We start from the raw sequence: 21,942 nt of genomic DNA, 5'->3' as shown, positions 1-21,942 counted from the left end.
TTGGCGCTTCAGCGCCTTACTCTGGTCCCATGCAACGAAGTTGCCTAATGCGCCACGGCAGCTGCGCCGTGTTCGTCGATCAGATGGCCGGTATAGAAGCGGTCCAGCGAGAACGGAGCATTGAGCGGATGCGGCTCGTCCTTCGCAATGGTGTGCGCGAACACCCAGCCCGAGCCCGGCGTCGCCTTGAAGCCGCCGGTGCCCCAGCCGCAGTTGAAATAGAGACCCTTCACATCGGTCTTGCTGATGATCGGGCATGCGTCCGGCGAAACGTCGACAATGCCGCCCCACTGCCGGTTCATGCGCACGCGCGAGAACACCGGGAACATTTCGACGATGGCCTGCAGCGTGCCCTCGATGATGTGGAAGCTGCCGCGCTGGCCAAAACCGGTGTACTGGTCCACGCCCGCGCCGATCACGAGATCGCCCTTGTCGGACTGGCTGATATAGGCGTGCACCGCGTTCGACATGATGACGGTATTGACCACCGGCTTGATCGGCTCCGACACCAGCGCTTGCAGCGGATGACTTTCCAGCGGCAGGCGCACGCCGGCCATGTCCGCGAGCGTCGTGGTGTTGCCCGCCGCCACCACGGCGACCTTCTTCGCCTTGATGAAACCCTTCGACGTATCCACACCGGTCACGCGCGCGCCGTCGCGGCGAATGCCCGTCACCTGGCAGTTCTGAATGATGTCCACTCCGTGCTGGTCCGCGCCGCGCGCGAAGCCCCACGCCACCGCGTCGTGGCGCGCCACGCCCGCGCGGCGCTGAATCGACGCGCCCAGCACCGGGTAACGGCTGTTCAGGTTGATGGTCGGCTCGATTTCCTTGATCTGCTCGGGCGTGAGGAATTCCGCGTCTACGCCGTTCAGGCGGTTCGCATTCACACGGCGCTCGGTGTCGCGCACGTCCTGCAGCGTGTGCGCGAGATTCATCACGCCGCGCTGGCTGAACATCACGTTGTAGTTGAGGTCCTGCGAGAGCCCTTCCCAGAGCTTCATCGCCTTCTCATAGAGCGCCGCCGACTCGTCCCACAGATAGTTCGAGCGCACGATGGTCGTGTTGCGCGCCGTATTGCCGCCGCCGATCCAGCCTTTCTCCAGAATCGCGACGTTCTTCACGCCGTGTTCTTTCGCGAGGTAATAGGCGGTTGCGAGACCATGCCCGCCGCCGCCGACGATCACCACGTCGTACTCCTTCTTCGGCTCCGGGCTTCTCCACTGCCGCTCCCAGTTCTCGTGATACGACAACCCGTTGCGGAACAGACTGAATATCGAATAGCGGCTCATCTCGCAGACCCCTTGTTGCGCGTTACCATTAGCTTCAGTTAGCACTCGATGACGTTCACGGCGAGACCACCGCGCGACGTCTCCTTGTATTTCGTCTTCATGTCGGCACCCGTTTCGCGCATCGTCTTGATGACGTTGTCGAGCGTGACGTAATGTTCGCCGTTTCCCTTGAGCGCCATGCGCGCGGCGTTGATCGCCTTGATCGCGCCCATGGCGTTGCGTTCGATGCACGGAATTTGCACGAGGCCGCCCACCGGGTCGCAGGTCATGCCGAGGTTATGCTCCATGCCGATTTCGGCGGCGTTTTCCACTTGCCCAGGCGTGCCGCCCATGACAGCAGCAAGCGCCGCGGCCGCCATCGAGCACGCCACGCCCACTTCGCCCTGGCAGCCCACTTCCGCGCCCGAAATCGACGCGGTTTCCTTGTAGATGATGCCGATGGCCGCAGCCGTGAGCAGGAAGTTGGCAATGCCGTCTTCGTTTGCGCCCGCCACGAACTTCACGTAGTAGTGCAGCACCGCGGGGATCACGCCCGCCGCGCCGTTCGTGGGCGCCGTGACGACGCGGCCGCCCGCCGCGTTCTCTTCGTTCACGGCCATGGCGTAGAGATTGACCCAGTCGAGCATGGAAAGCGGATCGCGCAGCGACTCCTCGGAGCGCGAACGCAGATGCACCGAGAGATCGGCGGCGCGGCGCTTCACCTTCATCGGGCCGGGCAACTCGCCATGCATCTTGCAACCGCGCTCCACGCAGGCGGCCATCGCGCGCCAGATCACGAGCAGCCCTTCGCGCACGTCTTCCGGCGAGCGTGCCGCGCACTCGTTCGCCAAGGTGACTTCGGCGATCGAGCGACCGCTCTCGTTGCACACGCGCAGCAGGTCGTCGCCGGTGCGGAACGGATACGGCACGTCGCGTCCGCTGCGCACACCGTTCACGCGGTCGCCGTCGCGGTTCACGACAAAGCCGCCGCCCACCGAGTAGTATTCCTTTTCGACGAGCAACTGCCCGTTTTCGTCGAAGGCCTGAAAACGCATGCCGTTCGGGTGGAGCGTGTTTGCGCCGCCCATGGTCTTGCGAAAGAAGCCGATGCACTCCTTTTCATCGAAGCGGATCGTCTGCTTGCCAAGCAGCACAAGCGTCTTCTCGCGGCGAATGGCGGCGAGGCGCGGCTCAATCTGGTCGGGATCGATCGAGTCGGGCAAGTTGCCTTCGAGGCCGAGCAGCACGGCTTTGTCGGTGCCGTGGCCCTTGCCCGTCGCGCCGAGCGAGCCGTACAGCTCGACTTTGACGCGGCGCACAAAGGCGAGCAGATTGGCATCCTCGACATGGGACGCGAAGCGGCACGCGGCGACCATCGGGCCGACCGTATGCGAGCTGGACGGACCGATCCCGATTTTGAACAGGTCGAAAACGCTGACGTTCATCTGACTTCCCTTCGCGCTGAGCGCATGGATGAGCTTGGATGCAAGTAGACCAAATTGGCCATGGCAGCCGATAGAACAAAAGCGCCATCGCCGTTGGACGGCCTCGCCAGCCGCGGCTTTTGGGCGACTCCGCCGGACGTTTCGCCTGAGTTTGACCGGGGGTTTTCCCGATGTTTTGCGGCGGAAAAACACCCGCCTGCCCGCTCAGAACGAATGCCGCAAGCCAACGCGCACGTCGGCCTGCGTCGTGGTGGAAGACGGCGTGAAGCTATAGCCGATCACCGCGTCCACACCCTGTGAGGCCTTGAGCCAGTCGCCCGACAGATAGACGTCCGTGGTCTTCGAAAGCAGGTAATGCAGGCCCGCCGAAAGCTGGTTCCAGTGGTGGCCGTCGAAGTGGGTGTACTGGTAGCCGCCGGCCACGCTGAACGCGGGCGTCACCTGCCAGTTGGCGCCGCCCTCGCCCACCTGCATGTGCTCGCTCTCGCCGAACGCCTTGATCTGCGTATACGTGAAAGCGCCCATGAGCGTGACGTCGCCGATGGCGTAGCTCGCGCCCGCGCCGAAGGTGGCCTGCTTGTCCACGGGGAACGGCGTCTCCGAGTAGAGCGAGCTCACTGCGCCCGTGGCGGGATCGACGCTGACGGTCGGCCTGCCAAAGAACGTGCGCACGCCGATCATGTTGTACGGGTCGAACGCGTAGATGCCCGATGGGTTATTCAACTGCGTGTACGCGGTGCCCATCGCAAACGGGCCGTTCTGGTATTGCGCGCCCACGCTCCAGGCGCTGCCCGTGTGGAAGTCGCCGGGCGTGTTGCTGAACGAGTACATGCCGCCGAACTGGAATCCGCCGAACGTGTTCGACATGAATTTCACGGCGTTCGGCAGATGGTCGCCGTTCATGCGGTCGAAGTCGCCCTGGTTGATTGCGTAGCCGCTCGCCCACGCCGTGACGTTGTAGAGGTAGACGAACTCCTGCGTCATATCGGCCTGATTGCCGAACGTGAGCGTGCCCCAATCGTTCTGGAGTCCGACATAAGCCAGGCGGCCGAAAAGCGAGCCGCCGTTGGCGATCTGTCCGTTGCCAAGGTGAAAGCCGCTCTCCAACTGGAACACGGCCTTCAACCCGCCGCCGAGTTCCTCGGTGCCCTTGAGGCCCCAGCGGTTCGCCTGCGCAATGCCGTCGTCGAATTTCACTTGATGCGAGCCGCCCGCATTGCTCACGTACGTCACGCCCGCGTCGATGATCCCGTACAGGGTGACGCTGCTTTGGGCATGGCTTGCGGTCGAGACAGCACTCAATGCCACCGCAATGCCGCTCAGTGCCACCGGATTCAGTTTTCTCATGGTGTCGGGTCTCTCTGGTCTGGCGATACAGGTTGTCGGGCCGCGCCGGCAACGCGTGGCGCCCTGCGCGGTGGATCAAAACGTACAAGTCCAAATCTCGCCCGACTTGCGCAGACACGACACGCGCTGGCGCTAACGCGACACGCCAGCGAAGAAAAAACCCCTGTAAAACAGGCGCAATCCTTTATCTGGCGGCCCTCGCGAGGGGTTCCGCCGACGCGATCATCGGTAATCCGACGCGGACTTTGTAAAATCCGCCGATCCCGCCATTTCTACGTTTTTATTGATTGAACATTCAATAAAAAATACCTAGAGTGGAAACCTTCCCGAATCGTCCGGAGTCCCCATGCCCAAGATCGGAATGCGCGACGTGCGGCGCGCGCAACTCATCGACGCCACCCTGCAATCGATCGACCAGTCGGGTCTCTCGGGCACGACGCTCGCCACCGTCGCGCAGCACGCGAAGATTTCGACTGGCATCGTCAGTCACTATTTCGGCGGTAAGGACGGCCTGCTCGAAGCCACCATGCGCCACGTGCTGCACGACCTCTGGGAGGCCACGGTGCGGCGTCGCCTCGCCGCGAAAGACGAACCGCGTGCGCGCTTGCGCGCCATCGTCGCGGCCAATTTCGATGTTTCGCAGGTGAACGCACCCGTCATGAAGACATGGCTCGCGTTCTGGGCCGAGAGCATGCATCAGCCCGCGCTGCGCCGGCTGCAGCGGGTCAACACGCGGCGGCTCCATTCGAACCTCTGCGCGGAGTTCGAGAAGGTGTTGCCAGGCGCCGCGGCCCGGCGCGCCGCAAGCGGACTCGCTGCATTGATCGACGGCCTCTGGCTGCGCGGCGCGCTCACGGGCGAACCGTTCGACACGAAGGCCGCGCTGCGCGTGGCCAACGACTACATCGACCTGCTGCTCGAAGCGCGCGCCAAGCCGCGCTCAGGCAAGTCGGCCAAATAACCCGGCCCGGAGCCAATCGATGTCCCTCTTTCCCCTGCAACGCCTCTTCATCGACGGCACCTACACCGACGCCACCAGCGGCGCAACGTTCGACACCTACGATCCCGCCACCTGCACGCGGCTCGCCACGGTGCAGCACGCGAGCGCCGCCGATATCGACCGTGCCGTGCAGTCGGCCCGTAACGGCCAGCGCGTCTGGGCCGCCATGACGGCCATGCAGCGCTCGCGTGTGCTGCGGCGTGCGGTCGAGTTGCTGCGCGAGCGCAACGACGAACTCGCGGCGCTCGAAACCCGCGACACGGGCAAGCCCATCGCCGAGACGCGCAGCGTGGACATCGCCACGGGCGCCGACGTGATCGAGTACTACGCGGGACTCGCGCCCGCGCTCGAAGGCCAGCAAATTCCGCTGCGCGAGAGTTCGTTCGTCTACACGCGGCGCGAGCCGCTGGGCGTCACGGCGGGCATTGGCGCGTGGAACTATCCGCTCCAGATTGCCTGCTGGAAATCGGCGCCCGCGCTTGCCGCCGGCAACGCGATGATCTTCAAGCCGAGCGAGATCACCCCGCTTTCGGCCTCGAAACTCGCGGAGATCTATATCAAAGCAGGCGTGCCGCCCGGCGTGTTCAATGTGGTCCATGGCGACGGCCGCGTAGGCGCCATGCTGAGCGTGCATCCCGGCATCGAGAAGATTTCGTTTACGGGCGGCGTCGAAACGGGCAAAAAAGTCATGGCGGCCGCAGGCGGCTCCTCACTCAAGGAAGTCACGATGGAACTGGGCGGCAAGTCGCCGCTCATCGTCTTCGAAGACGCCGACCTCGAGCGCGCCGCCGATATCGCCGTGACCGCCAACTTCTTCAGCGCGGGCCAGGTGTGCACCAACGCCACGCGCGTGTTCGTCCATCAATCCGTGATTGCCGCGTTCGAAGCACGCGTGCTCGAACGCGTGCAGCGCATTCGCGTGGGTAATCCCACCGATCCCACCACCAACTTCGGGCCGCTCGCCAGCGCCGCGCAGCTCGACAAGGTGCTCGGCTATATCGAGAGCGGCAAACGCGAAGGCGCGCGGCTGCTCGCGGGTGGCGCGCGCCTCACGCAGGGCGATTTCGCGCGCGGCCAGTACGTGCAGCCCACCGTATTCTCCGGTTGCCGCGACGACATGCGCATCGTGCAGGAGGAAATCTTCGGCCCGGTGATGAGCATTCTCGCCTTCGCCAACGAAGCCGAAGTGATCGCACGCGCCAACGAATCGCTTTACGGCCTGGCCGCCGGTGTCGTAACCGAAAGCCTCTCTCGCGCGCACCGCGTGATTCATCGCCTCGAAGCCGGCATCTGCTGGATCAACACATGGGGCGAGTCGCCCGCCGAAATGCCCGTGGGCGGCTACAAGCAGTCGGGCGTGGGCCGCGAAAACGGCGTCACCACGCTCGAGCATTACACGCGCATCAAATCCGTCCAGGTCGAACTGGGACCGTATCAGCCGGTTTTCTGAGGGAGTCCTGCATGGCAGCGCAAGAGTACGACTACATCATTATCGGCGCGGGATCGGCGGGCAACGTGCTTGCCGCGCGCCTCACCGAGGACCGCGATGCGACGGTGCTGCTGCTCGAAGCGGGCGGCCCCGACTACCGCTTCGATTTCCGCACGCAGATGCCCGCGGCGCTTGCGTACCCGCTGCAGGGCCGCCGCTACAACTGGGCCTACGAAACCGATCCCGAACCGCACATGAACAACCGGCGCATGGAATGCGGGCGCGGCAAGGGGCTAGGCGGGTCGTCGCTCATCAACGGCATGTGCTATATCCGCGGCAATGCGCTCGACTACGACGGCTGGGCCGAGCGCAAGGGACTTGAAAACTGGAGCTATCTGGACTGCCTGCCCTATTTCCGCAAGGCCGAAACGCGCGACATCGGCGCGAACGACTATCACGGCGGCGAAGGCCCCGTTCACGTGACGACGAGCAAGCCGGGCGTGAACCCCCTGTTCGAGGCGATGATCGAGGCCGGCGTGCAGGCGGGCTACCCGCGCACCGACGACCTCAACGGCTACCGCCAGGAGGGCTTCGGGCCGATGGACCGCACCGTGACGGCCAAAGGCCGGCGCGCGAGCACCGCACGCGGCTATCTGGACCAGGCCAAGCATCGGCCTAACATCGACATCGTCACGCACGCTGTGACGGACCGCATTCTGTTCAGCGGCAAGCGGGCGTGTGGCGTCGTCTTTCTCGACGGGCCCGCGCGCGTGACCCGCTACGCGCGCCGCGAAGTGCTGCTGTGTGCGGGCGCGATCGCCTCGCCGCAGATCCTGCAGCGCTCGGGCGTCGGTCCCGGTGCATGGCTACGCGAGCTCGACATTCCCGTTGTGCTCGATCTGCCTGGCGTTGGACAGAATCTTCAGGATCACCTGGAAATGTACATGCAGTACGAATGCAAGGAGCCCGTCTCGCTTTACCCTGCGCTCCTCATGCGCAATCAACCGGCTATTGGCATTGAATGGATGCTGCTCGGCACCGGCATTGGCGCGAGCAATCATTTCGAAGCGGGCGGCTTCATTCGCACGCGCGACGACGATCCGTGGCCGAACCTTCAGTATCATTTTCTGCCCGTTGCGATCAATTACAACGGCAGCAATGCGATCAGGATGCACGGCTTCCAGGCGCACGTGGGCTCGATGCGCTCGCCGAGCCGCGGGCGCGTGAAGCTACGCTCGCGCGATCCGCGCCAGCATCCATCGATTCTCTTCAACTACATGGCCGAGGCGCTCGACTGGCGCGAGTTCCGCGACGCGATTCGCATCACCCGCGAAATCATTGCGCAGCCCGCGCTCGATCGGTTTCGCGGACGTGAGTTGAGCCCCGGTGCGGCGCTCAAGACCGACGCCGAGATCGATGCTTTCGTGCGCAACCGCGCGGAGACCGCCTATCACCCGTCGTGTTCGTGTGCGATGGGTAATGACGACATGGCCGTGGTGGATGGCGAAGGGCGCGTGCATGGACTCGACGGCCTGCGCGTGGTGGATGCGTCGATCATGCCGCGCATTACCACCGGCAACCTCAATGCGCCGACCATCATGATCGCGGAGAAGATCGCGGATCGCATACGCGGGCGTGAGACGCTTGCGCGTTCGCATGCGCCGTATTTTGTGGCGAAGGGCACGCCTGCGCGGGGGGCGGATTTTTCCGCGGAGAATCTCACGTCGCGTAGGGAGAAAATACGCTCGCATAGCGTGACGCTTTAAGAAACGCTGATGGGCCAGAGTCGCCGCGCAAAGTCTGCGCGCCGACTCTGGCCTTTTTCTTTGGGTTCGTCGAGCATTGCCGGCCTGCACGCTCTCCACCAAATGATGGACGCGAAAACATACCGCAATCTTTAGGCTTATGAAGCGGGCGTCTATCTGCGGCACATAAGGAGATCAAGCATGGCTGACTATAGCTGGGCCCCAGGTGCGACCGGGGATTTTGGGGCAGCGGCAAACTGGCTGGTCAGCGGTGCAGTCGCAACGCAGCCGCCTGGGCCGAACGACTTTGCGAGCATCGATGGTGTCGGCGTCGTTGTGACCGGTGCCGGGACCGTACAACGGCTGAAGTTCTACGGCACCGGCACCGTATCGGGCCTATTGACGGCGACTTATGGCGCGCAGGTCAACCAGGTGCTGACGCTCGACCGAGGCGCGGTCCTGACCACACCCAGGCTTGGCTTGCCCATAGACGGCAGCCACGGGGGCACCTGCGCGCTGACGGTCGGCGCGCAAGCCGTTGTCGCGATCACACCGTTCCATTCGGTGGACAACTACGGAATCCTGATTGGTGACGCCGGTCCCCCATCCGGCGCGTTGGTTGTTCACGGCGCGGGTGCTGTCGTTGATGGCGGCAATCAGCCGATTGCGGTTGGGCAAGGCAGCCCCGGCACGCTGACCATTGCCGATGGCGGCACCCTCACCGCAGGCAATGGCGACCCACTCGTCTATCCCTGGGCGCTCGTCGTCGGCAACCACGCCGAGGGGACCGTAAGCGTCTCGGAGGCGACCCTCACCGCACGCGGCCAGATCATCGTCGGCCGCCAGGCCAACGGCACGCTCACCATCGAAGGCTGCAGCGTCGTTGCCGCCAGCGACCTGTATATCGGCTGGACGCTGCAAGCTCACGTCAGCGGCAAAGTTTCCATCTCGGGCCCCCGAGCGCGGCTTGTCGTCGAAGGCGCCTTGGGAGTTGGCGCTGCGCTGGGGACGGGTTCCCTCGATGTGGCGGACCACGCTATCGTATCGGCCGGCTTGGGCGTCAACGTCAGTGCGACGGGGACATTGACGCTCGATCACGGACAAATCAACACGACCGCGCTCGGAGTGGACAAAGGCGGCACATTGTCTGGCAGTGGCCGGGTGACTGCGCCCATGGGTTTCGAAAACAACGGCGGGACGATCACGGCAAACGGGCTGCTGATTTTGGCGGGAGACCTAAGCAATGACGGCACGATCAACGCCGATGCTGGCAGTGAACTCGTGTGTGCGGGTTCGCTGGGTGGCACGGGGACGATTGCGCTCGACGCGGGCGCCGTCGTATCGGTTGCAGCGGTGGCAAGCTCGCAAACCATCACTTTCGCCAGCAACACCGGCAAGCTGGTTCTCCTCAACCCCGGGGCCTTCGCTGGCGTGATAGCGGGCTTCGTGAAGGGCGACGTCATCAAGCTGCACGCTCCCGCCACGCAAGGTACGTTCGTACCGGGTCCCGTCAATGGCCTCCCCGGCGGAGTGCTTACGCTCGAGGACGCGCACGGCAACGTGGTCGCCCAATTGAGCATGATCGGCTCGTATGCAACTAGCGATTTTACGGTGACGCTGGGCGTCGTCAAGCATCTGTGACCCGTGTGCGGTCAATCCGCCGAAAAGCGCGGGAAAAGCGCGCATCACGCGAGCAAGCCGCCCGCACGATGCCGCCAACACTGAAGCCAACTCAAACCGACGCGGCCAGCCAATGCGAAACCGCAATCGTCAGCGCCGCCGTAACGAGTGCACCATAAGGCGCAAGGCTCAACCACCGGCTGCGCATCGGCACGCTCACTTCCATATCGAGCGCGCTGCCCGCCGGAAACCGCCCGCGATCTTGCCAGTAATGCCGGAAAGCAAACACCGGCACGATCAGCAGCATGGCAATGAGGCCGTCGCGCAGCGTCCCCTCGCCTTGCAGATTGGCGCCCGCGCCCACGAACACAAGGTTCGCATAGCCGCACAGCGCACCCAGCGCGAGCAGCCACGTCGGGCAACGAAACGGACGCGCCCACGAGCCACGGTCCATGCGATGAATCCAGCCCGACTGAAGGTTCAGGAAGACGAACAACATGTAGCAGACGTTCGAGATCGACAGCACCGTCATATAGTCCGACATCGCGAGCAGGAGGAGATTGAAACCCAGATCGGTCCACATCGCCGCCGTCGGCGCGCCGTGCTCGTTCACGCGCGAGAGGTAGCGCGGCAGCCAGCCGTCCACCGAAGCCTGATAGAGCGTGCGCGACGAACCCATCATCGACGTCATCACGATCAGCAAAATGGAGAGCATCAGCATCACCACCACGGCGTTGCCCACCCAGGCGCCGCCGCCCACCATCGCGGCCATCGCGGCGCCCACACCCGTGCCGTCGCCAATGCGCGGATCGAGCATCATCGCCGTACCCAGCGTGCCCTGAAACGCGAGCGGAACGAGCGTCATCACGACGAGGCATAGCGCGCCCGACCAGAATATCGCCCTCGCCGTATCGCGCCGTGGGTCGCGAAACTCGCGCGTATAGCACACCGCCGTTTCGAAGCCGTACGATGCCCATCCCGCCATGAACATCGCGCCCAGCGCCATGACCGCGCCCTGCCCGTTCCAGGTCCCGAAGACCGCCGCGCTGAGATTGCCGTGCGCGTCGTGCCCGAGCGGCAGCAGCGGAAAGAGATGCTTTGCGGGAATATCGCCCGTGATGAAGGGCACGAGTCCGACGATCAAAAGCGGCGTGAGCGAAGCGATGCCCAGAATCTTCTGCGTTTTCGCGGCCTTCGAAGCGCCGCTGTGCTGAAGCCGGAATGTGATGAGCAAGAACGCCGCTGCGATCAGGAACGTCGCGTTGATGCGCAGCGTGAGACCTGGCTTGATGAAGTCCAGGTTGGCGAGCGTCCAGTGCCACTGCATGATCGCCGCTTCGGGCGCGAACAGCGTGGCGAGCGCGTAGTTCGCGGCGAGTCCGCAGCCAAGCGCCAGCATGGGCGACCACGCGAGCCAGTTACACCACACGGAAACCGGTGCGATCATCTTGCTGTAGCGGACCCAACCGATTGCTCCGTACACCGAAGCGCCGCCCGACTTGTGCGGAAAGAGCCCTGAAATCTCGGCGTAAGTGGCGCTTTGCACGAGGCCCATCGTAATCGACGCGATCCAGATGGCCCAGGCCGGCTGGCCGATGGTCGCGCAAACGCCGCCAATCGTGAACAGCACGCCCGCGGGCACGCCGCTCGTCACCCAGAACGCATCCTTCCATGTGAGGCCGCGTTGCAGCGCATGGCCATGACTGTCTCGTGCGGCGCTATCCTCCCCGCCGTGCGTACCGATTCCCGCTTGCTCCATCTGCCTCCTCCTCTTTTGAACGCTAATCAACCAAAATTGCTGCGCAAATAGGGATGTACCGCAGGGGTGTCCGCGGCTTTCACCGCGGACAAAGGCGCGTCAGTGCACGCCCAACGAGGCGCGCACGGCAGGCAGGCCCGGCTTGCCGTCCAGCGTGGTCACGCCGGCGAGCCAGTTGTCGAGCACCTGCGGGTTGCTGCGCAGCCAGTCGGCGGCGGCCTTGTTGGGGTCTTCCTTGTTCGCGATCGGCACCATCAAATGGTTCTCGATGGCAGTCGTGAACTGCAGGTTGGAGACGAACTTCGCGACGTTCGGGCAGCGCGCGGCATAGTCGGGCGGTTCCGCGGTCAGCACGCGCGCCGCGCCATAGTCAGGCCCGAACACCGCGTCGCCGCCTGAGAGATAGTCGATTTTCATCTGCACGTTCATCGGATGCGGCTCCCAGCCGAGGAACACGATCCATTGCTTCTCACGCACGGCGCGGTTCACCTGCACGAGCATCCCCGCCTCGCTCGATTCGACGAGCTTGAATTTGCCGAGTCCATACTGATTCGCGCCAATCATCTTCTGGATCAGCGCGTTGCCGTCGTTGCCGGGTTCGATGCCGTAGATGCGCCCTTGCAACTTGTCCGCGTATTTCGCTATGTCCTGGAACGACTTCAGGCCGCCCTGGTAGACGTAATCGGGAACGGCGAGCGTGTATTTCGCGCCCGTGAGATTCGGCGTCGAGAGAACCTTGATCGAGCCCGACTTCGTGAAGGGCCCGATGATCGGGTCCATGGTCGGCGACCAGTAGCCGAGGAACACATCGATCTGCTTGCTCTTGAGCCCTGCAAACGTGATCGGCACCGAGGCGATCGTTTTCGTCGGCGCATAGCCAAGCGCGCCGAGAATCGTCGATGCCACGCCCGTGGTCGCCGCGATATCGGTCCAGCCCACGTCAGCGAAGCGCACGTCCTTGCACGCGGCGGGATCGGCCGCGTAGGCGCCGGTGCAGAGCATCGCGGCGCACGCGAGCGCGCCTGTCTTAAGCAGGGGGAATCGGCACATCGTCATCTCCTCAGGAATCGAATTGCGTCGCAGGGTCATGAAGGCTCATGACACATAGTTGTCCGGCAAAAAGCGGACTAACGTAGCAATTGCGACGAGCAATTGCGCAGAAGCGACAATCGATTCCCGCGAGCACCGATGAACAGCGGCTTTAAGTTAATTGAACGATCAATATACGAACTTCCGCCGCGTTCCTTTCATTTTCAAAATGTAATCAGGCCACCATGCTGACACGCGAGTCCATTGCGGCAACCTCGCGTGCGCCGCGCGGCATCAGCCTCGCACACGGGCCTGTTGCCAGACTGGGTCGCGCGCGAATTCGACAAAGGATTTCAGGTAATCGACCACGGCGTCGCCTTCCCGCGTGCCGAGAAAGATCTGCTTCGCAATGCCCTGCTTGCCGAGCTTCACGATCGCAAGCGGCATGCGGTCTGCGTATTCTTCCGCGAGCCATCGCGGCAACGCGGCCACACCGCGGTGGCTCGCGACCATCTGCAGCATGATGTCGGTCGTTTCGATCGTCTTGTGACGGCGCGGCGTGATGCTCGCGGGCCGCAGAAACTGGTTGTAGATATCGAGCCGGTCGGTCTCCACGGGATACGTGATGAGCGTCTCGTCGACAAGCTGCTCGGGCTTCACGTAACGCACGTTCGCGAGCCGATGGCTTTCCGCGACCACCAGCACCTGTTCGTAGTCGAACACCGGATCGAAACGCAGTCCGGGCCGGTTGAGCGGATCGGGCGTGACCAGCACGTCGATGTCGTAGCCGATCAACGCGCCGATGCCGCCAAACTGAAAACGCTGCTTCACATCCACATCGACATCGGGCCAGCGCGCCAGATACGGCGAGACCACCTTGAGCAGCCACTGATAGCACGGGGCGCATTCCATGCCGATGCGCAGCGTGCCGCGCTCGCCCGCGGCGTACTGCTTCATGCGCTCTTCCGCGAGTTCGAACTGAGGCAAGAGTCGTTCGGCCAACGAGAGCAGATATTGCCCGGCCTGCGTAAGCCGCAAGCTGCGCCCCTCGCGGCCCCAGATCTGGGTGCCGAGTTGCTGCTCGATTTTCTTGACCGTATGGCTCAACGCCGATTGCGTGAGGAAAAGCGACTCCGCCGCTGCGGTAAGCGAGCCCTGGCGGGCGACTTCGCGGACGATGACAAGATGAACGCGTTCGAGCATGGAAAAGGGCAACCCCTTGCCAATCTGGCGACAGATGAAGAAAACTAATGGATGGATGAAATAATGCCATTTTTCTTCATCGTCTGATACCTCTATGATCGCTGCCACTCTGGATCGTTTTCAGCACTTTCATTTCGGACGGCAACGCACATGGTCACCACGCACAATCTCGGCTTCCCGCGCATCGGCGCGAAACGCGAACTCAAATTCGGTCTGGAACGCTACTGGAAGGGCGAATCCTCGCGCGACGAACTGAAGGCGCTCGGCGCGCAACTGCGCGCGCGCCACTGGGAAAACCAGAAGGGTCTCGACCTCGTGCCCGCCGGCGACTTCGCGTTCTACGACCAGGTGCTCGACATGAGCTTCACGCTCGGCAACCTGCCCGAGCGTGTGCAGGGCTTCCACGGCGACAAGCTCGACAACTACTTCCGCGTGGCGCGTGGCCGCTCGGCGGCTGGCGCCGAGGACCATGCCGCCTGCTGTGGCGGCGTCGCGGCCGGCGAAATGACGAAGTGGTTCGACACGAACTATCACTACATCGTCCCCGAATTCACGGCCGATACGCAGTTCAACCTCGACACCTCGCGTCTTTCCGAGCAACTGCGCGAAGCCCGCGAACTGGGCGTGAAGGCCAAGCCGGTGATCATCGGTCCGCTCACGTACCTGTGGCTCGGCAAGGCCAAGGACGACTCGGACAAGCTGGCGCTGCTGCCGCGCATCATGCCCGTGTATCGCGCGCTGCTCGACTACTTCCGCGTGATGGACGTCGAGTGGGTGCAGTTCGACGAGCCGATTCTCGTGACCGAACTCGATCCGGCCTGGCGCGCAGCGTTTGCGACGGCGTATGAAGGGTTCGAGCAGCGCAGCGTCAAGCTGCTGCTGGCCATCTACTTCGGCCAGTTGCAGGACAATCTCGACCTCGCGTGCTCGCTGCCTGTCGACGGTCTGCATATCGACGCGATCAACGCCCGCGCAGAAGTCGCGCTGGCCGCGCAAAAACTGCCTGCACAGAGCGTGCTTTCGGTGGGCGCGATCAACGGCCGCAACATCTGGAAGGCGGACCTGAACGCCACACTCGATTGGCTCGAGCCGCTCGCGAAACAACTGGGCGAGCGCCTCTGGATCGCGCCGTCGTGCTCGCTGCTGCACGTGCCGGTGGATCTCGCGAGCGAACAGAAGCTCGACGCTGAAATCCGTTCATGGCTCGCGTTTGCGCTGCAAAAGCTCGACGAAGTGAAGGTGCTCGCCACGGCGCTGAATGCTGGCCGCGATAAGGTCGCAGCCGAACTCGCCGCGAACGCCGCTGCCGTTGGAGCGCGCCGCCAGTCGCCGCGCGTGAACAACCCCGCAGTGAAGGCCGCGATCGCCCGCATCGACGCGCAGCTCGGCAATCGTCAGCACGCTTACGCCGAGCGCGCCGCGAAGCAGGCCGCACGCCTGAAGCTGCCCGCCTTCCCGACCACCACAATCGGCTCCTTCCCGCAAACGGCGGAAATCCGCCAGGCGCGCAGCCAGTTCAAAAGCGGCGCGCTCGACAACGCGGGCTACCAGGCCGCCATGCGCGCCGAAATCGACCGCAGCGTGCGCGAGCAGGAGCAACTGGGGCTCGACGTGCTCGTGCACGGCGAAGCCGAGCGCAACGACATGGTCGAATACTTCGGCGAGCAGCTCGACGGCTACGCGTTCAGCCAGTTCGGCTGGGTGCAGTCGTATGGCTCGCGCTGCGTGAAGCCGCCCATTCTGTTCGGCGACATCAGCCGCCCGAAGGCCATGACGGTGGAGTGGATCGCCTACGCGCAGTCGCTCACGAACAAGCCCATGAAGGGCATGCTCACCGGCCCGGTGACGGTCCTCAACTGGTCCTTCGTGCGTGACGACCAGCCGCGTTCGGTCTCGTGCTACCAGCTCGCGCTCGCCATTCGCGAAGAAGTGCTCGACCTGGAGAAGGCCGGCGTGAGCGTGATCCAGATCGACGAGGCCGCGCTGCGCGAAGGTCTGCCGCTGCGCCGCGCGCAGTGGGGCGAGTATCTGCGCTGGGCTGTGGAATCGTTCCGCATCACGGCGAACGGCGTGGAAGACGAAACGCAGATCCACACGCATATGTGCTATTCGGAGTTCAACGACATCATCGCGTCGATCGCCGATATGGATGCGGATGTGATTACGATCGAGACGTCGCGTTCGGACATGGAACTGCTGGACGCGTTCGACAACTTCAAGTATCCGAACGAAATCGGGCCCGGCGTGTACGACATACACTCGCCGAACATCCCGACCGAAGCGCACATCGTGCAACTGATGCAGAAGGCCGCCGGGCGCATTCCGGCAGAACGCCTGTGGGTCAACCCTGACTGCGGGCTGAAGACGCGTCAGTGGGCCGAGGTGATTCCGGCGCTGACCAACATGGTCGCTGCCGCCAGGGCGCTGCGCAGCCTGGTGCAATAAGGCACCGAAGCGCACGCCCGCTAGCCCGTTAGCGAGTCGTGTCACGCGCCCCGAGCCAGTCTCGGGGCGCATCAGTCTTCGACCTCATCAAGTTGCCCGCGCAACCATTACCGCAATTCCCGCCGCAAGATCTTCCCAGTGGCCGTCTTCGGTAATTCGTCGCGGAACTCGACGATGCGCGGGTATTTGTATGCGGCCATGCGCGCCTTGCAGAACGCGATCAGTTCCGCTGCGTCGGCCACCGCGCCCGCACGCAGGCTCACCACGGCTTTCACGGTCTCTCCGCGATACGGATCGGGCACGCCCACCACGGCAGCTTCGCGCACGGCGGGATGGCCGTAAAGCACGTCTTCCACTTCACGTGGCCAGACCTTGTATCCGGCCGCATTGATCATGTCCTTCTTGCGGTCGACGAGATAGAACCAGCCCGCTTCGTCCATGAAGCCGACGTCACCGGTATGGAACCAGCCGCCGCGAAACGCATTGGCCGTCTCCGCCGCGTTGTTCCAGTAGCCGGGCACGACCATCGGTCCGCGGCAAACGATCTCGCCCGTTTCACCGGCAGCGACGCTGTGACCGTCATCGTCGACGATCGCCGCTTCGGCGCCCGGCACCGGAACGCCCATGGCCAGCGCACCGCTGCGCGGATCGACGGGCGCCGTCCTCGCGAGCGGCACCATGTGCGTGGGCGAATTCGTTTCGGTGAGCCCATACGCGCCGCGGATCACGTGGCCGAACTTCGCGCGAAACGCCTCCACCACGCTGGGCGCGATGGGCGCGCCGCCCGAATAGATCTTCGTGAGCGTCGCGAGTTTCTCGCGGGTCGCATCGGCGTGATGCAGCAGCGCGATGAACACGGTGATCGCGCCGATCGTGAACTCCGCGCGGTGTTCCTCGATGGCGTCGAGCGTGGCCGCCGGGGCGAAGCGGTGCGTGAGAATGAGCGGCGCGCGCGCCATCCACGCCGCGCCGATGTGGCCAACCAGGCCGGTAATGTGAAAGAGCGGCGCCACGCCGAGTATGGGGCCGCCTTCGCGCAGGCCGCAGAAATCGCGGTAGGTCTGCGAATTGAACGCGAAGTTGCCGTGCGTGCAGATCGCGCCTTTCGGGCGGCCGCTCGTGCCCGAGGTATAGACGAGCATGGCCGGATCGCTCGCCGCCAGCGCGACCGGCGGCGGCTTGCGCCCTTGGTCCACGGCCTGCGCTGCCTGCAAAAGATCGCGTGCGCCCTCGCCTATGCCGCTTTCCTCGCGCGTTGCGCCGAATACCCGCGTATCGTCGCGTGTTTGCAGCGCACGCGCGCGCGTCGTGAGTACGCGCGGCGCGACGTTGCCATCAGCTTCGATGCTCGCCATCACTGCGCGAACGACTTCGCCTTCGAGCGCGGCGTCGCAGATCAGTACGCGCGTTTGCGAATCGTCGAGCAGCAGTTTCAGTTCGCGCGCGCGGTTCATCGGATTGACCGGCACCATCACGGCGCCCGCCTTCCAGATGCCGAGCAAGGCCATCACGAACTGCGGCACGTTCTGCAGATAGAGCGCCACTCGGTCGCCGCGCTGCACGCCTTCGTCCAGCAGTACGCAGGCGATGCGGTCGCTCCGTGCGTCGAGCGCCTGCCAGTCGAGCCTGCCGTCGAAGTAAAGCAACGCGCTTTCATGCGGCACGCGAGCGAGCGCCGCCGCGAACATGTCGAGGCCGTTCGTATAGTCCTGCCGAGGATTCCCCTCGATGCCGGTGTCGTATAGCGCGCGCCAGGGAAAGCTTGCGTAGGCGTTCACGTTCGTCTCCTCAAGCCGCGTCCGCCGGCTGGCCCACCGTACTGCGCGCCATGAACCAGTAGAAGAGCGCCGCGCAGGCCGCAATCGCGCCGCCCATGATGAACGCCAGCGAATACGATCCCGTGCGGTCGACGATAAAGCCCGCCACGACCGGCGAGAACGCCCCGCCGAAATTATGAAAGCGATCGAGCAGATAGAGCGGCAGGAACACGAGGAAGATATTCCACAGCCAGATCGCGCAGAAGTAGCCGAAGATCATGCCCCACACGCTGCGCGAGGCGAACAGCGCGCGCCAGCGGATGGGCGCCGTGGTGAGCGAGCGCTCGTGGCCGCCACCGCCCGCTTCGATATAGGCAAACTCCTCGCGTGTGAGCCGCGTGCTTTGCGCGGGGTTGCGATAGAGAAAAAGGAACAGCACGGCGAAGACGATGCCGATGGCGCCCGTCACGTGGGAGAGCGAGCGCCAGCCGAAGGCGATCATCAACGCAACGAGCACGGCGGGCGCGAGCGCGGGCCCCCATTTCGACGACGAATCCCAGATGCCCGTGGCGAAGCCGCGTTCCTTGGCGGGAAACCACGCCGCCGTGATCTTCGCGGAGGTCGGCCAGCACGGCGCCTCGCCCACTGCGAGCAGCACGCGCATCACGATGAGGCCCGAGATCGAGCCGACCACGCCGGTGAGCCACGTCGCCACGCTCCACCAGATCATGCCGACTGCATAGGCGCGCTTCGCGCCGAAGCGATCGATGATCCAGCCCGCCGGCAACTGCATCACGGCGTAGGTCCAGGCGAACACGGTGCCCAGCAGGCCGATTTGCGTGCGCGTGAGGCCGAGGTCGTGAATCATGCCGGGCGCGGCGATCGCGAGATTCGCGCGATCGAGGTAGTTGATGATGCCGCCGAACAGCAGCCAGATCAGCACGCGCCAGCGAAAATTTGCGGCGGCGGTAGTTACGGCCGTTGTTGCGTCGGCAGATGCCGTGGTGGATGCGGTTGCAACCAGCTTGTCGTCCATCCTGTCTCCTCCTCGTTGGCCTACGTTTTTTTGCGTGCGCTTTTGCGCACGCTCGTGGGACTCAAACCGCGTTCGCGCCCAGATCGTGGGACTTTTCGCTGTGGAAGCAACGATACGCGCGAGGGACATTGTGCGCCGGTCGGCGCAAATGGAAAACGCCGTACTAGCATAAACGCATGACGTCGATGTGAATACGCTGATCGTTATTCCATTCGCACGCTCTCTTACCAACCGTTACACAAGCGAAGCAATCGTTTCACCTGAATGGCGAGTGAGTTCATAGAATTCCTCAGACCGTTGAGCAGCAAGGCGCCACGCCAGAACGGTCCCGCGCAGAGCCGCACGGAAAGCCGCACCACGCGCGGCACTGCGCGCGCAATCGATACCAACTACGCAGAAAGGAGTTCACATGACTCGCCTCTCGCTTGCCTCGCTCATCGCGGCTTCGGCCGCCAGCCTTTGCGCCGTTACGTTGAGCGCCCATGCGCAGACCCCCGCGCCTTCCGCGGCTTCTGCCTCGACTTCGGCCGCCCCCGGCAAGCTTCACGAAGCCGACAAGGCCTTCATCGCGGACGGCACGCAAACCGTCGCCACGCAGCGCGATGCCGCACGCATCGCCGACTCGCGCTCGACCGACCGCGAAGTGAAGGCCTTCGCGGAAAAACTGGTGGCAGACTATTCGAAGCTATCCGACTCGATGCGCGCTGCGAGCCCGCGCGGCGTGGACGTGCCGCGCAACGACCCGGATGCGGCGGTGATCAGCAGCATCAACGATCTGCGCGGCGCGGACTTCGACAAGACGTATATCGAGCAGATCGCGCTGGCCGGCCAGCAGAAGACGCTCTCGGCCTTCCAGGCGGAGATCGCCTCGGGCCGCGACGCGGGCCTCAAGAAGGCCGCCACGGCAGGCCTGCCTGTGATCCAGGCCGATTACGCCAAGGCTCAGGAACTCGCCAAGCGCAAGCACCTGGCAGGCTGATGACGATGTGATGCTCAAAGGGGCCGGCCGCACGCGCGCCGGCCCTGGTGCTGCTTACTCTTCCTTTTTTTCGCCGGCCGCGAGGGCGAGCCGCTCCATCCGTTGATCGGGCACGAGCCAGAGCAACGCCACGAAGAAGTAGAAGAGCGCGCCAATGCGCGGATAGTCGAGCGCCGCGAGCGCAAACCCCGCCAGATAAAGCACCGGTGAAATCTTGCCCTTCACGTCATTGCCCAGCGCAATGGCAAGCGGGCTTTGCGTACCGTGATAGCGCACGAGCGTGAATTGCAGCACGACGTAGGCCAACGCGCAGAGCAGCAGGTTGACGCCGTAGAGCGCGGTCGGCCAGCGCCCGAACTCGTTCTCGCCCATCCAGCCCGTGGTGAACGGCAGCAGCGAAAGCCAGAACAGCAGATGCAGGTTGGCCCAGAGCACCGAGCCGTTCACGCGGCGCGCCACCTGGAGCATGTGGTGATGGTTGTTCCAGTAGATACCCACGTAGATGAAGCTCAACACATAGCTCAGATAAACCGGCCAGAGCGGCGCGAGCGCAGCGAGATCGTCGCCATGCGGCACCTTGAGTTCCAGCACCATGATGGTGATGATGATGGCGAGCACGCCATCGCTAAACGCTTCGAGTCGGTTTTTTTCCATCTGCGGAATCGGTTTGCAAGGGATGTAAGGCAAGCGGCAAGTATGGCCGAAGTCGCCGCGCGATGCCACGTCGTCGCAGGGGCGTCGCAGTGGCGTATGTTGCGCCACACATGGCGCGCGCGTTCCTGACCTATGATGCCGTTGAGCGCCACGCCCGGCCGCCCGCCTCGAATCATGAACTCCACGACATCCGCAACCCGCCACCGCCCCGAGCACCCCGACCGCCGCGTGCCTGTTTGGGACCTGCCCACGCGCCTTTTTCACTGGCTGACCGTCGTCCTCGTGGCGGCCGCCTACATCACGCAGCGCATGAACTGGATGCAGATGCACGTGCGCCTCGGCGAGACGCTGCTCGCGCTCGTGCTGTTTCGCATCCTGTGGGGGTGCTTCGGCAGCGAGACCGCGCGCTTCTCGCGCTTCGTCGCTTCGCCGCGCAAGGCGATCGAACATCTGCGCCATCTGCTGCGGCGCGAGCCCGACGTCCAGGTGGGGCACAACGCGGCCGGTGGATGGATGGTTCTGCTGCTGCTCGCGCTGCTGCTGATCGAAACACTCACCGGTCTCTACGACAACAACGACATCGCCGACGAAGGCCCGCTCAGCGAAATCGTGCCCGCGAAAATCGCCAATGCGATCGCCGGCATGCACGCGTGGGGCTGGGATCTGCTCGCGGCGGCCGTCGTGCTGCACGTGTGCGCGATTGCCGTCTATGCGCTAGTGAAAGGCCACAATCTGATCGGCCCGATGGTGAGCGGCAAAAAGCGTCTGCCCGCCTCGGTGCGCACGCCCGCGCGCGGGTCGCTTTGGCTCGCGGCCTTGCTGATGGGGTTATCGGGCGTCGTGGTTGCGCTGCTCGCCGCGTATCTTTGATACCGCTTGTGCGGTGTAAAACCCACGCGAAGCCCGCACAGCGCGTAAAATCAGCGGCTCGTTTTCACTCGACAAGAATTATCGATGGCTACCTACCGCGAATTGCTCGCCCAGAAGCGCGAACTCGACGAGCGCATCGAAGCGGTGCGCGCCGAAGCGGCGCACGAGGCACTGGCCAACGTGCGCGCGGCAATCGCCGAATTCGGCTTCACGCCCGACGAGGTGTTTGGCAAGCCGCGCCGCGAAAAGACCGCGCGCCGCGCGAACAAGGCTGAAGGCAAAAAGCGCGAGCGCGCGAATCTGGACCTGTTCGGCGACAACGCCTGACCGACCGCGCCCTTCATCAGCAAACAGGG

General features: G+C 64.1%; 17 protein-coding genes. 8 read left to right on the top strand and 9 right to left on the bottom strand.

Features of this window, described 5'->3' with window-relative positions; all coding sequences use genetic code 11:
- Window positions 1-44 precede the first annotated feature (44 nt).
- From M3I54_RS25700 to M3I54_RS25690, 3 genes are all read right to left on the bottom strand, one after another.
- On the bottom strand, window positions 45-1,289 hold the full coding sequence (locus tag M3I54_RS25700; RefSeq protein ID WP_042260300.1) for a sarcosine oxidase subunit beta family protein: 1,245 nt from the start codon (window positions 1,287-1,289) through the stop codon (window positions 45-47).
- 38 nt (window positions 1,290-1,327) lie between these two features.
- Window positions 1,328-2,713, bottom strand: a complete 1,386-nt coding sequence (locus M3I54_RS25695; RefSeq protein WP_254341079.1) for an L-serine ammonia-lyase — start codon at window positions 2,711-2,713, stop codon at window positions 1,328-1,330.
- Between the two features lie 204 nt (window positions 2,714-2,917).
- Entirely contained in the window at window positions 2,918-4,060 is a 1,143-nt protein-coding gene (locus M3I54_RS25690; protein ID WP_254341071.1) for a porin, read from the bottom strand.
- Window positions 4,061-4,406: 346 nt separating this feature from the next.
- On the opposite strand from M3I54_RS25690, the gene betI reads away from it, so the two are divergent.
- The 4 genes from betI (at window position 4,407) to M3I54_RS25670 (ending at window position 9,875) form a co-directional block, all read left to right on the top strand.
- Entirely contained in the window at window positions 4,407-5,021 is a 615-nt protein-coding gene (gene betI, locus M3I54_RS25685) for a transcriptional regulator BetI (protein ID WP_254341069.1), read from the top strand.
- Between the two features lie 19 nt (window positions 5,022-5,040).
- On the top strand, window positions 5,041-6,510 hold the full coding sequence (gene betB, locus M3I54_RS25680; RefSeq protein WP_254341067.1) for a betaine-aldehyde dehydrogenase: 1,470 nt from the start codon (window positions 5,041-5,043) through the stop codon (window positions 6,508-6,510).
- A gap of 11 nt (window positions 6,511-6,521) precedes the next feature.
- Window positions 6,522-8,255: a choline dehydrogenase gene (gene betA, locus M3I54_RS25675; protein ID WP_254341064.1), complete on the top strand. Its 1,734-nt coding sequence runs from the start codon at window positions 6,522-6,524 to the stop codon at window positions 8,253-8,255.
- Window positions 8,256-8,435: 180 nt separating this feature from the next.
- On the top strand, window positions 8,436-9,875 hold the full coding sequence (locus tag M3I54_RS25670; protein WP_254341055.1) for a hypothetical protein: 1,440 nt from the start codon (window positions 8,436-8,438) through the stop codon (window positions 9,873-9,875).
- A 91-nt stretch (window positions 9,876-9,966) separates the two neighbouring features.
- Here M3I54_RS25670 and M3I54_RS25665 read toward each other — a convergent pair whose 3' ends face one another.
- The 3 genes from M3I54_RS25665 to M3I54_RS25655 all read right to left on the bottom strand — a co-directional run bounded on the left by M3I54_RS25665 (window position 9,967) and on the right by M3I54_RS25655 (window position 13,845).
- Entirely contained in the window at window positions 9,967-11,613 is a 1,647-nt protein-coding gene (locus M3I54_RS25665; protein WP_254341053.1) for an APC family permease, read from the bottom strand.
- A gap of 99 nt (window positions 11,614-11,712) precedes the next feature.
- On the bottom strand, window positions 11,713-12,615 hold the full coding sequence (locus tag M3I54_RS25660; protein ID WP_254341153.1) for a choline ABC transporter substrate-binding protein: 903 nt from the start codon (window positions 12,613-12,615) through the stop codon (window positions 11,713-11,715).
- Between the two features lie 321 nt (window positions 12,616-12,936).
- Window positions 12,937-13,845 carry a LysR family transcriptional regulator gene (locus M3I54_RS25655; RefSeq protein ID WP_254341051.1) on the bottom strand — a complete coding sequence of 303 codons (909 nt, stop codon included), beginning with the start codon at window positions 13,843-13,845 and terminating at the stop codon, window positions 12,937-12,939.
- Between the two features lie 150 nt (window positions 13,846-13,995).
- On the opposite strand from M3I54_RS25655, the gene metE reads away from it, so the two are divergent.
- Entirely contained in the window at window positions 13,996-16,290 is a 2,295-nt protein-coding gene (gene metE / locus M3I54_RS25650; RefSeq protein WP_254341049.1) for a 5-methyltetrahydropteroyltriglutamate--homocysteine S-methyltransferase, read from the top strand.
- A gap of 107 nt (window positions 16,291-16,397) precedes the next feature.
- Here the strand turns inward: metE and M3I54_RS25645 are convergent, their stop codons facing one another.
- Window positions 16,398-18,068, bottom strand: a complete 1,671-nt coding sequence (locus tag M3I54_RS25645; protein WP_254341047.1) for an AMP-binding protein — start codon at window positions 18,066-18,068, stop codon at window positions 16,398-16,400.
- 10 nt (window positions 18,069-18,078) lie between these two features.
- Window positions 18,079-19,083, bottom strand: a complete 1,005-nt coding sequence (locus M3I54_RS25640) for an MFS transporter (RefSeq protein ID WP_254341045.1) — start codon at window positions 19,081-19,083, stop codon at window positions 18,079-18,081.
- 409 nt (window positions 19,084-19,492) lie between these two features.
- Between M3I54_RS25640 and M3I54_RS25635 the strand changes: the two genes are divergently transcribed.
- On the top strand, window positions 19,493-20,062 hold the full coding sequence (locus tag M3I54_RS25635) for a DUF4142 domain-containing protein (RefSeq protein WP_254341043.1): 570 nt from the start codon (window positions 19,493-19,495) through the stop codon (window positions 20,060-20,062).
- Window positions 20,063-20,116: 54 nt separating this feature from the next.
- Here the strand turns inward: M3I54_RS25635 and M3I54_RS25630 are convergent, their stop codons facing one another.
- The gene (locus M3I54_RS25630; protein ID WP_254341041.1) at window positions 20,117-20,716 is read right to left on the bottom strand and encodes a TMEM175 family protein; all 600 of its coding nucleotides are present in this window, start codon (window positions 20,714-20,716) and stop codon (window positions 20,117-20,119) included.
- A 174-nt stretch (window positions 20,717-20,890) separates the two neighbouring features.
- Here M3I54_RS25630 and M3I54_RS25625 point away from each other — a divergent pair, with 174 nt between their 5' ends.
- Together M3I54_RS25625 and M3I54_RS25620 are read left to right on the top strand one after the other, a co-directional pair.
- Window positions 20,891-21,586, top strand: a complete 696-nt coding sequence (locus tag M3I54_RS25625) for a cytochrome b/b6 domain-containing protein (protein ID WP_254341039.1) — start codon at window positions 20,891-20,893, stop codon at window positions 21,584-21,586.
- A gap of 84 nt (window positions 21,587-21,670) precedes the next feature.
- A complete protein-coding gene (locus tag M3I54_RS25620; protein ID WP_254341036.1) occupies window positions 21,671-21,913 on the top strand; it encodes an H-NS family nucleoid-associated regulatory protein in 243 nt (80 codons plus the stop codon).
- Window positions 21,914-21,942: the final 29 nt, after the last annotated feature.

Source organism: Paraburkholderia sp. CNPSo 3274 (assembly GCF_024206475.1).
Lineage (GTDB): Bacteria > Pseudomonadota > Gammaproteobacteria > Burkholderiales > Burkholderiaceae > Paraburkholderia.
The sequence above is the reverse complement of the archived record's forward strand: the minus strand, read 5'-3'. Positions and strand labels throughout refer to the sequence as shown.